Source organism: Photobacterium japonica, assembly GCF_050337005.1.
In the GTDB taxonomy this organism is placed as follows: Bacteria; Pseudomonadota; Gammaproteobacteria; order Enterobacterales; family Vibrionaceae; genus Photobacterium; species Photobacterium japonica.
On sequence record NZ_JAKJSN010000029.1, the window covers coordinates 1 to 12314 of the forward strand.

Below are 12314 nucleotides of genomic sequence, written 5' to 3' on the forward strand. Positions count from 1 at the left end.
GAAGATCCCCCTCTTCTTTGGTCCGTAGACGTTATGCGGTATTAGCCATCGTTTCCAATGGTTATCCCCCACACTAAGGCATGTTCCCAGGCATTACTCACCCGTCCGCCGCTCGTCAGCAAAAGAAGCAAGCTTCTTTCCTGTTACCGCTCGACTTGCATGTGTTAGGCCTGCCGCCAGCGTTCAATCTGAGCCATGATCAAACTCTTCAATTAAAAGTGTTTGCTGCTATAAATAGCGRCTCAATGAAAAACTGTTTTTGTTCATTACCGAAGTAACGAACGAATTGACTGTGCCAAATCATAAGTAAACTTATCATTTGTATTGGTCACTCAGTATCATTGATAATTCTTTTGTTGACTATCATTTCACGAGTGCCCACACAGATTGCATGGTCAAATTGTTAAAGAACAATACTGAGTTACGTCACCGGCTAGCGCCGCTGTCCGTGTCAGTGAGGTCGCATTATAGAGTGTTCGATCACATTGGCAAGGGGCGTTTCAAAAAAACTTCAGATTTCACGTTCGAGTGTGCAATTATCGAACAAAGCCTGTTTTTTATGATGTTAATGCCATCAATAGTGGGCTTCTTATACAGACTTGATTTCTCTTTTTAAGGCATGACTCCATGAATACGCATCTTCGTCCCTATAAAGGAACCTTTCCCATTCTCGCGGCGACGGCTTATGTTGACCCCGCGGCAGTACTCATTGGTGACATCACCTTAGCGGAAGATACCAGTATATGGCCGCTGGTCGCCGCACGCGGTGATGTGAATACGATATCCATTGGTGCCCGTAGCAACATTCAAGATGGCAGCGTCTTACACGTCAGCCGCCCTACGGACGATAATCTACACGGTTATCCTTTATTGATTGGTGAAGACGTGACGGTCGGTCATAAGGCGATGCTGCATGGCTGCCAAATTGGCGATCGTGTATTAGTCGGTATGGGCGCCATCATTTTAGACGGGGCTATCGTCGAGTCTAACGTCATTATCGGGGCAGGTAGCTTAGTCCCACCCAACAAACGATTGGAGAGTGGCTACCTCTACATAGGCAGCCCAATAAAAAAAGCGCGTCCCTTAACCGAGAAGGAGCGCGCTTTTCTACCTCGTTCAGCGGCGAACTATGTCTTGCTTAAAAACACGTATGCTGACGAACGTAATCACCGTTAGCGTTACCCTATCTCGATATCGCCGTCTTGATTGAACGCTTCGTCTTCAATCAAGGCTTCTGCGTCTTCTTCCAAATCGAAACGGCATTCACCAAAGGCCGCTAATATTGCGACCTCTGTTGGCAATGTACGTTGGGTAAATTGCTCTAACCAAGTACGGGTCACCCAGCACGTAATTAACTGTCCGCCTTGCAGGGCAGGGAAGCTCACGGCTTGACGCGTCTCATCCCATGTTTGGCGATCATCAAATAGAATATTTTGGTTCATACTTCTCTTCTTCTATATAGAGGCCGCTTTAGCACAGTGTGATTTAACACTGTAATGTACGGCGCAATTCACGCTGGACTTGTCGGGCTCCCGGACGGATCCCCCGCCATAACATGAAACTTTCAGCAGCCTGACCAACCAGCATCCCTAAGCCGTCCATCACCACCCGGGCGCCCATATCTCGGGCCCATTGATTGAAGGTTGTCGTCCCCGAACCATACACCATGTCATAACACACGGTTTCTGGCTGGATCAGGCTCGCGGGAATGCCCGGTAATTGCTGGCTCAAACTGGCAGAGGTAGAATTGATGATAATGTCAAAACGCTCTCCCTCTAACTGATCCAACGTCAGTGCAGTCACGCTGCCGTGCTGCGCAAACGTCGAAGCCAGTTGCTCTGCTTTTTCAGCGGTACGATTAGCAATGATCAAACCAGCAGGTTGCTGTGCCAACAAAGGCAAAATCACCCCACGTGCCGCACCACCCGCACCAATTAATAGAATACGTTTTCCCGCCAGTGGTAACGCATGCTGCAATAAGTCTTGTACGAGACCTTCACCGTCGGTGTTATCCCCGAGGATCTCGCCATCATCCAGCTTTTTTAAGGTGTTCACTGCCCCAGCCAAACGAGCGCGATCTGTCAGCCTATCGGCATAAGCAAAAGCCTGCTCTTTAAAGGGCACGGTAATGTTGCACCCGCGACCGCCTGCAGCAAAGAAGTGATCGGCCGCCGCCGTGAACCCATCCAATGCCACCCACTGCGCTTGGTATGTCATGCTTTGAGCGGTTTGGCGCGCAAATAGGGTATGAATAAACGGAGATTTACTTTGATCGATCGGGTTACCAAAGACGACATACTTATCCATGCAACATTTTCCTTTTATTTTCGGCGGGCGACCCAATGAGTGACGCCGCATACCAATCCACCCAACAGTGTGCCGACAACTCAACACACCGTGTTTTTTCTACCACTCACGCGGTGTCAGATACTCATCATAGAGTGCGGCTTCAGCCGATCCTGGGACTGGCGTGTACGCATATTCCCAACGGGCGAGGGGAGGCATCGACATTAAAATTGACTCGGTGCGTCCACCGCTTTGCAAACCAAACAAGGTACCGCGATCGTACACCAAGTTAAATTCCACATACCGACCACGACGATACAACTGGAATTCACGTTCACGTTCACCGTAGGGCAGGGCATGGCGCTGTGCGACGATAGGTAAATACGCATCAAGATAACCGTTCCCTACCGCTTGCATATACGCAAAGCTCTTCTCAAAGCCCCATTTATTCAGATCATCAAAAAAGAGCCCACCCACACCACGGGTTTCATCGCGATGAGGCAAATAGAAGTATTTATCGCACCACGCTTTGTGATCGGCATAGACCGTGTCACCAAACGGCGCACACAAAGCTTTGGCTGTATCATGCCAATGCTGGCAGTCTGCCTCAAACGGATAAAACGGCGTCAAATCAAACCCACCGCCAAACCACCATACCGGCGCTTCGCCGTCTTTCTCGGCAATAAAGAAGCGCACATTGGCATGTGAGGTCGGCACATAGGGGTTATTGGGGTGCACCACCAGCGAGACGCCCATGGCTTCAAAACGACGTCCCGCCAACTCCGGACGGTGTGCCGTCGCAGAGGCGGGCATCTGCGCGCCAAAGACATGAGAGAAATTCACCCCCGCCTGCTCAAACACCTGCCCCTGACGCAACACGCGGCTGCGGCCACCGCCGCCCGCTTCACGCTGCCATTCATCTTGCTCAAAGGTTGCCCCTCCATCTTGACAGGTTAAGGCCTCACAGATCCTGTCTTGAAGATCGAGTAAGAACGCCTTTACGGCCGCTTTATCCACTGCCTGCATGCTGTTTATCCTTGTCGGAAGACATTTCCGGTTTGCGCATCCCGGATCTCAGACGGGTTATCCCGCCCCCCTGTTGCTCCGTGTAAAACGGCCGCCAAGTGGTCACCTAACTGCTCCGTCACTTCGGCAACGGTACGACCCGGCTCTAGCCCCGTCAAATTGGCACTGGTTGAGGTGATCGGCTTGCCGAACGCCAAGCATAAAGCCTGTACCTGAGGGTGATCCGTCACACGCACCGCAATGGTGTCAAACTGACCAGTTAAAAACGCGGGCACCTGTGGCTGCGTCGGCATCACCCATGTAACCGGTCCAGGCCAAGAGGCAAAAATACGCGCTTTTTGCGCTTCACTTAATTGGCTGTCATCCACATACGCGGCCAATTGGGCGTAATTGGCGGCAATCAAGATCAGGCCCTTCTCAATCGGACGCTGCTTCAATGCCAACAGTTTCTGTACTGCCTGCTCACTATCAGGATCACACCCCACCCCAAACACCGCTTCGGTTGGGTAGGCAATGACCTCTTCCTGCTGCAAAGCAGCAACCACTTGATTCAGGTTATCCACGTATTCCTCGTTGAGTGCTTTGGCCGCAGCCTTTTTTAACCTTCTTGTTACCTATCTTACCGACTCCTTTGTCACAACTCCATGCTCGTTATGGTTTGTTTCAATTTCACCGACGCAAACGTTTTCCTTCACATATTTTCACCGTATAATGCGACAACACGCAGTAGTACTCTCAACGTTTAGTTACCCCAAAGGAGATCGGGATGAAAGTGGGAATCATCATGGGCTCGAAGTCTGACTGGCCAACCATGCAGCATGCTGCCGAGATGTTAGATCGTTTCAATGTCGCATACGAAACCAAGGTGGTTTCAGCTCACCGGACTCCACACCTGCTGGCGGAATACGCGGAAAGCGCGCAAGCACGCGGCATCAAAGTGATCATCGCAGGGGCGGGCGGGGCGGCTCACCTGCCGGGCATGACCGCGGCCTATACTTGCTTACCTGTACTTGGGGTACCAGTACAATCTCGCGCCTTAAAAGGCATGGACTCCCTGCTATCTATCGTACAGATGCCAAAAGGTATTGCCGTCGGTACGCTTGCTATAGGGGAAGCCGGTGCAGCAAATGCTGGCCTGCTTGCCGCACAAATCATCGGGACACAAGATGACACCGTGCAGGCGGCCATTCATGCCTTCCGCCAAGCACAAACCGATACCGTGCTAAGCAACCCCAATCCGGCAGAGGACACAGAATGAAAGTCTTAGTTCTGGGTGCAGGGCAGCTGGCACGGATGATGTCACTGGCCGGTGCGCCGCTCAATATTGAGGTGTTTGCTTACGACATTGCGACCGGTAATGTCGTGCATCCCTTAACCCAGCAAGTCAGACTAAAAGGACTCGATACCGCCATGACTTACGCCGATGTCATCACGGCCGAGTTTGAGCATGTTCCTCATGACGTCTTAGCGATTTGCGAACAGAGTAAGAAATTTCTACCGACCACTGCGGCCATTAAAGCGGGTGGGGATCGTCGCTTAGAAAAAGCCTTGCTGGATCAGGCTGGCGTTCGCAATGCCCGCTATCACACCATTACCAGCCGTGCCGATCTCGATACCGCCATCGATCACATCGGACTGCCGATGGTATTGAAAAGCGCGCTGGGTGGTTATGACGGCAAAGGGCAGTGGCGTCTGAAACACCTTGAAGACGTTGAGGGGATCTGGGCGGAAATGGCCGACTTTATGGCACAAACGGACAATCAAGCCATTGTGGCCGAAGAGTTTGTGCCGTTTGATCGTGAAGTATCCTTGATTGGCGTACGAGGCAAAGACGGCAGTGTGGCCATCTACCCACTGACGGAAAATGTGCACACCCAAGGGGTATTAAGCCTGTCGACGGCGCTCACCAACAACGAAACCTTGCAAGCGCAAGCTGAATCAATGTTCCACGCCTTGGCAACCTCGCTCGATTATGTCGGCGTATTAGCCATTGAATTTTTTGATGTGGGCGGGCAACTGCTGGTCAATGAAATCGCTCCACGCGTCCATAACTCCGGCCATTGGACCCAACAAGGCGCTGAAACCTGCCAGTTTGAAAATCACCTTCGTGCGGTGACCGATTTACCGCTCGGCAGCACAGCACTGATCCGCCCAACGGCGATGATCAATATCTTGGGTGAAGATAGCGTGTCACCCGCCATCTTGGCCGATGCGCATTGTCACGTACACTGGTATGGAAAAGAAAAACGCCCCGGTCGCAAAATGGGGCACATTAACGTGTGTGCAGCCACACCTGCCGCGTTGCAAGATGCCCTGCGAGACGTCGCCCAACATTTGGATCCCATCGCGTTTCCCGCCCTTGAGCGCGCTTAATCCCACACGCTAAAACGCTCTAAAACGAAAAAAGCCAGCAATCGCTGGCTTTTTTGTGTGTGGTGCGAATTGGGTCGTGGATCTCTGACGTGGACGTTCTACTCTGCCTCGGCAGTATCCTGATAAGCGTGACAACGGCGATCCGCACACTGCAAGCGGAGACCACTCGCCAGTTTCTTTTCGAGCAACAGTGGAAAACCGCACTGCTGACACTGGCCAGCGACAGGCTTCATATTGACGGCAAACCGGCACCCTGGGTAACTGTCACACGCATAGAACACCTTGCCGTAACGCGATTTACGCTCAATCAAATGCCCTTTGCCACACTCCGGACAAGCCAATTGTGTCGCTGCCGATTTTTTCTCTGGCGACGCGATATAGTGGCATGTCGGGTAGCTATGACAGCCGATAAACATGCCATAACGGCCTTGGCGTAAAACCAACTCATCCCCGCAATCCGGACACGCCGTGGCCAGATGCTTCACGATATGGCCATCGTTTTGATGGAGAGGTTTGATATACGCGCAGTCAGGATAACCACTGCAACCCAAAAACGGACCGTGCTTACCATGACGCATCACCAATGCTTGCTGACATTGCGGACATGTTTGTCCATGTTCCAATGCTTGCTCATGGGCGGAAAATAATTGCGGGTTAATTTTACCTGACATACGACTCGACTATCTTAGGGTGTCTCGCCACCCATCAATGGATATGGCCATCTTCCATGCCATACAGCAGCTCTTCCATCTGGCTGTATTCACTTTCATTGCCTGGCGCATTGAACAGCACCATCAAAATGATCCACTTGAGATCATCTAAACAGAAATCGTTCGCTTCAAGTTCCATTACGCGATCAATCACCATTTCACGCGTATCAGCACCCAGCACATCAATTTGCTCAAGATACGTCAGGAAGCCACGGCATGTCACATCCAAACGGATCATTTCTTGCGTCGTATAAATACGCATCGATGTGATCGCGCTGCTCTGCACGTAAGGCGTATTTTCAGTTTCCTGTAGCGCCGCCAGCTTTTCAAGCCAGTTTAACGCTTTATAGATATCATCTTTATGGAAGCCGGCGCGCAGCAATTCCTCAGACAACTCATCCTGATCCACCATCAGATCCACATCGCTGTGGATATAGGTTTCAAACAGGTACATAAGGATATCCATCATAATTAGCCCCTCCTCGTTCTGATATAGCCACCTGGCACGGAAGTGACCCACCCTTGCAGCTCAAATTCTAATAACTGCATCATGACTTCATGGACGGGTAGCCCACTTCGTTCAGCAACTACATCTACGGGTGTTGCCTCACTGCCTACGGTAGCCAACAGTGCTGGAAATGGCAATTCTTCATTTTCAGGTTCCTCACCCCGCCGGTTTGAATGGTTATTTTTCACACACTCCGTCAGTGCGCCCACCTCTTCAAAGATATCAGCCGGGGTTTCAACCAATTTCGCCCCATTCTTAATCAAGGCATGGCAACCTCGACTCCCGGCATAACGGATCGGGCCCGGTAAGGCAAAGACCTCACGCCCTTGCTCCAACGCATAACGGGCGGTGACCAAAGAACCACTCTTTTGCGCGGCCTCAACCACTAATACGCCCACCGACAACCCACTGATCACCCGATTTCGACGCGGGAAGTTCTGTGGACGCGGCGCTTCATCCGGCCAAAACTCGGACACCAAGGCCCCTTGTTCCGCAATCGCTGCGGCCAAATCACGGTGCTTAGCCGGATAAATCCGATCTAACCCCGATCCCAACACCGCCACGGTCGCGCCGCCATTTTTTAATGCGCCATAGTGCGCCTGCCCATCAATGCCCAATGCCAATCCGCTGGTCACCACATAATCGGCCGCCACCAAGGCGGCAGCAAACTCATACGCCGCTTCTCGTCCGTCCAAACTGGCCGAGCGACTGCCAATCACCGCCAATTGCGGTTCATGCAGCCAACGCGTTTCCCCGCGCACAAACAGTAATGGGGGTGGGGAGGCAATTTCTTTGAGCAGTAAAGGATAGTCCGGCGAGTCGAGCGTGAGGAGTGTCTGGCCCGGCTGTTCAGCCCACTTCAGGCTATGGGCAATTTTTGTAACAGGAGGATGGAGATAATGCTGAATTTGCGCGGGTGTCAGGCCAGTTTGCGCTAACTCCACAGCGGTCATGCGCGTTAAGTCTTGCGGGGTCGAGTGTTGCAGTAACCGAGTAATGCGGTGCCCACCCAGGGTCGGCACCGCAGCCAAGCGTAACCAGGCGTGAAGATCAACCATTCGTCTTTGGCGGCAGGGCAAGGGTGCCCGGTGCTACAGGTTCAGACGACTTGGTGATCACGGCAATACTGAAATGCTCGTAAGGGCGGATCACCACAATTTCCCCGACTGGTATTTGATGCAATGTGAAGTTTTTCTGGCTACCCAGCTTCTGGTACTCATAGTCACCTTTACGGCCAACCACATCCACACCGGCACGGAACAGTTGGAACACATGCCCCGCAGCCACACCATCAAGGTGACCATGATCAATCACCACGGTTTCGTGTGTGGCGATGAAATTGATCCCGCTAAAGTGACCTAAAATTTTCGCATTCAAATCTGCTGGCGGCTCAGACGGCGAGAAGCTCAGGTTCAATTGCTCACTCGGCAACGGCGCTGGCAGCAACACATCGTTCTGACGCACTTCGTAGCCCAAGGTCGTCAGCGTCAACGCACTCATCTTATCTTCGGTGCCCGCGACGGTTCCGCGTGCGATCTCTTTCATCGTCATGACTTTCACTTCTCGGCTTTCGCCATCTTCAAGATCACGCTCAAAGACCATGTCAGGACGGTAAATCCACCACTCATCGCCGGTTTCCAGTTCACTGTCGACCCAGACGGTATCGCCTTGCGTCATGAAATCACGGGCATTACTTTCACCCAACACGCGAGGCAAACGCTCAAGGTGTTGCGGGGTCATCAATTTGTCCTGTGCCAAATACGGCATCATCAAGGAAGATTGCAACGTGGTGATCGGCGCACGGATCACACGTGCTTGCGGTGAGAGATGAACGCGTTTTTTCAAACTCAAACGCGGTTGGCCATCCACCCAGATCAGATGTAACTGATCGCCAGGATAGATAAGGTGGGGGTTTTTAATGTAGTCATTAACCTGCCACAGTTCAGGCCACAACCAAGGGTTCGATAAAAAATGTGCCGAGATATCCCACAAGGTATCGCCTTTCTTAACGGTATACACCTCTGGCGCACCTTCGATAAGCTTTAACTGCTGGGCAGTTGCCCAAGCACTCGCAGTCAGACCGGCCAGCACCAATATCATGACTCGCAGCCACATGCATCACATCCTTTTCTTAACTCCGTTGCGTCCCATCCACCATGGGGGACCCATCCCACAACGTTGTAGGCTGACATTGGTGACAACCTCTGTCTAGCGCAAGCCAATAATATTCATCGAGTTTTAGGTCTATCTCACTTTTTAACTCAAGGTGTTGCAAGCGGTTTACCCAATCGCCCCGCGCGCGGCGGATCCCCCCGTCTCGTCGATTCATCGGAGTACTGTTATTTGACCGGTAAAATGACTAGAATTAGACCAACTAAACGCACCACCTATCAGTACTGTCTTTTAAAACGAGTTTCTATGTCTGTATTGCAAGTATTAACATTTCCTGACGACCGCCTACGCACAGTAGCAGCACCGGTTGAAGCCGTTACACCCGAGATCCAGAAAATTGTCGATGACATGCTGGACACCATGTATGACGAAGAAGGGATCGGTCTCGCTGCAACGCAAGTAGATATCCACCAACGTATCGTGGTGATCGACATCTCAGAAGCGCGCGACGAACCAATGGTGCTGATCAACCCAGAACTCATTGAAAAACGCGGTGAAGACGGCATTGAAGAAGGCTGTCTATCGGTACCGGGTGCACGCGCACTGGTTGAGCGCGCGGCAGAAGTGACCGTCAAAGCACTGGATCGCGATGGCAATGCGTACCAATTTGAGGCTGACGATCTGCTGGCCATTTGTGTGCAGCACGAATTGGATCACCTTAACGGCACACTTTTCGTTGACTACCTGTCACCGCTAAAGCGTAAGCGCATTCAAGACAAACTGACCAAAATTAAACGCTTTAACGAAAAAAACGCGCACAACGCGTAGTCAATGACATCAAAAGGAAACGTACCTTGAGCAAACCTTTGAAAATCGTTTTTGCAGGTACTCCGGACTTCGCCGCCCGTCATTTGGCGGCGTTGTTGTCTTCGGAGCACGAGGTTATTGCGGTCTACACCCAGCCTGATCGCCCAGCTGGTCGCGGTAAAAAACTGACCGCCAGCCCTGTGAAACAAATGGCCCTTGAGCACAATATTGCGGTGTACCAGCCGGAAAATTTCAAGTCGGACGAAGCCAAACAAGCCTTAACCGATCTGGATGCCGACCTGATGGTGGTCGTGGCCTATGGCCTACTGCTTCCTCAAGCGGTACTGGATACCCCGAAACTGGGTTGTATCAACGTACACGGTTCGATTTTGCCACGCTGGCGTGGTGCTGCCCCAATCCAGCGCTCAATCTGGGCCGGTGATACCGAAACGGGTGTGACCATCATGCAGATGGATATCGGCTTGGATACCGGTGACATGCTGAGTATCGCCACTTTGCCGATCGACGCGACCGACACCAGTGCCACCATGTATGAAAAATTGGCGGAACTGGGCCCAGTGGCTTTGATTGATTGCTTGGGGGATATCGCGAACGGCACGGCCGTGCCAGTGAAACAAGACGATGAACAAGCGAACTACGCCAAGAAGCTGAGCAAAGAAGAAGCGCAGATTGACTGGGCGATGGACGCGGTGGCGATTGAACGTTGCGTACGTGCCTTCAATCCGTGGCCAATGAGCTACTTCACCGTGGCCGAGCAAAACGTCAAAGTATGGCGCACCGACGTTGTCGCGGTTGATCATGGCCAGCCTGCGGGCACCATTTTGTCTGCGGACAAACACGGTATTGTCGTGGCAACCGGTAAAGACGCGTTGCGCCTGCTGGAACTTCAGCCTCCGGGTAAGAAAGCCATGGGTACACAGGATATCCTGAACTCGCGCCGAGAATGGTTTGAACCTGGCTCCGTACTGTAAATTGTTAAAGGGCCAGTGCTAGCACTGGCCTTACTTTTTCCCCTCTGATCCCACTGCTGCGACAGCGTAGGGGAATCGAATGCAGGATACCCGCATGAATGTAAGAGCCGCTGCGGCGAAAGTCATCTATCAGGTCGTCGATCAAGGTCAGTCCTTGTCAAACGCCCTGCCAGCCGCACAACAAGAGATTAAAGATCGCGATCACGCCCTGTTGCAAGAGATCTGCTACGGCGTATTGCGCTGGCTACCGCGCCTTGAGTCGGTCACCAACCAACTCATGGACAAGCCACTGAAAGGCAAACAACGTGTCTTCCATCACCTGATCCTTGTCGGTCTGTATCAACTAGGCTACATGCGCATTCCTGCCCATGCGGCAGTAGCAGAAACCGTGGATGCCACGAAAACCTTGAAAAAGCCGCAACTGCGCGGGCTTATCAACGCCATTTTACGTAACTACCAACGCCAGAAAGACGCGTTGGACGCACAGGCGCTCAGCCATGATGCGGGTCGCTACGGTCACCCAAGCTGGTTGCTGAAACTGCTGAAAGCCAGTTACCCAGACCAACTGGACAGCATTGTCGAAGCGAATAATACCAAAGCCCCAATGTGGCTGCGTGTAAACCGTCAGCACCATACCCGTGATGCGTACCGCGTGCTGCTGGATGAGGCTGGTATCGCGACCGATCTACACCCAGAAGCCCCTGACGCACTGAAACTGCACAGCCCGTGCGATGTCACCAAGCTGCCAGGTTTTGCCGACGGTTGGGTGTCGGTACAGGATGCCGCGGCGCAATTGTCCGTGGAATTCTTACAGCCCCAGGCGGGTGAATTGATCCTGGACTGCTGTGCAGCCCCTGGCGGTAAAACCGCACATATCATGGAGCGCCAGCCGGATACGCGTGTGGTTGCGATTGACTGTGACGATCACCGTCTCAAGCGTGTGCACGAAAACCTGCAGCGCCTTAACTTGGATGCACAAGTGCTGTGTGCCGATGCCCGTTACCCTGAGCAATGGTGGCAGGGCGAGCAATTTGACCGCATTTTGCTGGATGCACCGTGTTCAGCCACGGGCGTTATTCGCCGTCACCCTGACATCAAATGGCTACGCCGCGCGGATGACATTACGGCACTGGCTGTTTTGCAGGCCGAAATTGTCGATGCCATGTGGCAGCAGTTGAAGCCTGGCGGTACCTTGGTGTACGCAACCTGCTCTATCACCCCACAGGAAAACCGCGATCAAGTCTCGGCCTTCCTGAGCCGCACCGCCGATGCCACTTTGATCGGCAGCGAACTGGATAATCCAGGGCGTCAAATCCTGCCCGGTGAGCATGATATGGATGGCTTCTACTACGCAGTCATGAAAAAATCCGCATAATACCTATGCATTTTAAAGCGGAACTTGGCGACCAAGTTCCGCTTTTTCGTCCCATTATGCGGATAAAATACGACTGTTAATGACACTTTACCCAAAATGGGAAAGGACAGCAGGTAAGCGTTCTG

Annotated in this window: 14 protein-coding genes and 1 rRNA gene; 6 read left to right on the forward strand and 9 right to left on the reverse strand. The window is 52.4% G+C overall.

Features of this window, described 5'->3' with window-relative positions; genetic code table 11:
• Nucleotides 1–215 (reverse strand): 16S ribosomal RNA (locus L4C36_RS12460); the annotation flags it as partial.
• 412 nt (nucleotides 216–627) lie between these two features.
• On the opposite strand from L4C36_RS12460, the gene L4C36_RS12465 reads away from it, so the two are divergent.
• A complete protein-coding gene (locus tag L4C36_RS12465) occupies nucleotides 628–1176 on the forward strand; it encodes a gamma carbonic anhydrase family protein (protein WP_428478132.1) in 549 nt (182 codons plus the stop codon).
• Between the two features lie 2 nt (nucleotides 1177–1178).
• Here the strand turns inward: L4C36_RS12465 and L4C36_RS12470 are convergent, their stop codons facing one another.
• From L4C36_RS12470 to tsaC, 4 genes are all read right to left on the reverse strand, one after another.
• Entirely contained in the window at nucleotides 1179–1442 is a 264-nt protein-coding gene (locus L4C36_RS12470; protein WP_428478133.1) for a DUF1488 family protein, read from the reverse strand.
• A gap of 43 nt (nucleotides 1443–1485) precedes the next feature.
• A complete protein-coding gene (gene aroE / locus L4C36_RS12475; protein ID WP_428478134.1) occupies nucleotides 1486–2307 on the reverse strand; it encodes a shikimate dehydrogenase in 822 nt (273 codons plus the stop codon).
• Nucleotides 2308–2406: 99 nt separating this feature from the next.
• On the reverse strand, nucleotides 2407–3312 hold the full coding sequence (gene hemF, locus L4C36_RS12480; protein ID WP_428478135.1) for an oxygen-dependent coproporphyrinogen oxidase: 906 nt from the start codon (nucleotides 3310–3312) through the stop codon (nucleotides 2407–2409).
• 5 nt (nucleotides 3313–3317) lie between these two features.
• Complete coding sequence (tsaC, locus tag L4C36_RS12485; protein ID WP_428478136.1) at nucleotides 3318–3875, reverse strand: L-threonylcarbamoyladenylate synthase type 1 TsaC; 558 nt, start codon at nucleotides 3873–3875, stop codon at nucleotides 3318–3320.
• Nucleotides 3876–4078: 203 nt separating this feature from the next.
• On the opposite strand from tsaC, the gene purE reads away from it, so the two are divergent.
• Both purE and L4C36_RS12495 read left to right on the forward strand, forming a co-directional pair.
• Nucleotides 4079–4570, forward strand: a complete 492-nt coding sequence (gene purE, locus L4C36_RS12490) for a 5-(carboxyamino)imidazole ribonucleotide mutase (RefSeq protein WP_428478137.1) — start codon at nucleotides 4079–4081, stop codon at nucleotides 4568–4570.
• On the forward strand, nucleotides 4567–5685 hold the full coding sequence (locus tag L4C36_RS12495; protein ID WP_428478138.1) for a 5-(carboxyamino)imidazole ribonucleotide synthase: 1119 nt from the start codon (nucleotides 4567–4569) through the stop codon (nucleotides 5683–5685). The genes purE and L4C36_RS12495 overlap by 4 nt, the downstream gene beginning before the upstream one ends.
• A gap of 98 nt (nucleotides 5686–5783) precedes the next feature.
• Here the strand turns inward: L4C36_RS12495 and L4C36_RS12500 are convergent, their stop codons facing one another.
• The 4 genes from L4C36_RS12500 to L4C36_RS12515 are packed head-to-tail and all read right to left on the reverse strand — an operon-like array spanning nucleotide 5784 to nucleotide 9018.
• Entirely contained in the window at nucleotides 5784–6356 is a 573-nt protein-coding gene (locus L4C36_RS12500) for a DNA topoisomerase family protein (RefSeq protein ID WP_428478139.1), read from the reverse strand.
• Between the two features lie 34 nt (nucleotides 6357–6390).
• The gene (locus L4C36_RS12505; RefSeq protein WP_428478203.1) at nucleotides 6391–6867 is read right to left on the reverse strand and encodes a DUF494 family protein; all 477 of its coding nucleotides are present in this window, start codon (nucleotides 6865–6867) and stop codon (nucleotides 6391–6393) included.
• Complete coding sequence (gene dprA, locus L4C36_RS12510) at nucleotides 6867–7961, reverse strand: DNA-processing protein DprA (RefSeq protein ID WP_428478140.1); 1095 nt, start codon at nucleotides 7959–7961, stop codon at nucleotides 6867–6869. Before dprA ends, L4C36_RS12505 begins: the two co-directional genes overlap by 1 nt.
• Nucleotides 7954–9018: a LysM peptidoglycan-binding domain-containing protein gene (locus tag L4C36_RS12515; RefSeq protein ID WP_428478141.1), complete on the reverse strand. Its 1065-nt coding sequence runs from the start codon at nucleotides 9016–9018 to the stop codon at nucleotides 7954–7956. Before L4C36_RS12515 ends, dprA begins: the two co-directional genes overlap by 8 nt.
• A gap of 303 nt (nucleotides 9019–9321) precedes the next feature.
• On the opposite strand from L4C36_RS12515, the gene def reads away from it, so the two are divergent.
• The 3 genes from def to rsmB all read left to right on the forward strand — a co-directional run bounded on the left by def (nucleotide 9322) and on the right by rsmB (nucleotide 12189).
• Nucleotides 9322–9843, forward strand: a complete 522-nt coding sequence (def, locus tag L4C36_RS12520; RefSeq protein WP_428478142.1) for a peptide deformylase — start codon at nucleotides 9322–9324, stop codon at nucleotides 9841–9843.
• A gap of 26 nt (nucleotides 9844–9869) precedes the next feature.
• Nucleotides 9870–10814 (forward strand): methionyl-tRNA formyltransferase, encoded by a 945-nt coding sequence (fmt, locus tag L4C36_RS12525; RefSeq protein WP_428478143.1) that lies wholly within the window; start codon nucleotides 9870–9872, stop codon nucleotides 10812–10814.
• Between the two features lie 79 nt (nucleotides 10815–10893).
• Nucleotides 10894–12189: a 16S rRNA (cytosine(967)-C(5))-methyltransferase RsmB gene (gene rsmB, locus L4C36_RS12530; RefSeq protein ID WP_428478144.1), complete on the forward strand. Its 1296-nt coding sequence runs from the start codon at nucleotides 10894–10896 to the stop codon at nucleotides 12187–12189.
• The last annotated feature ends 125 nt before the right edge of the window (nucleotides 12190–12314 follow it).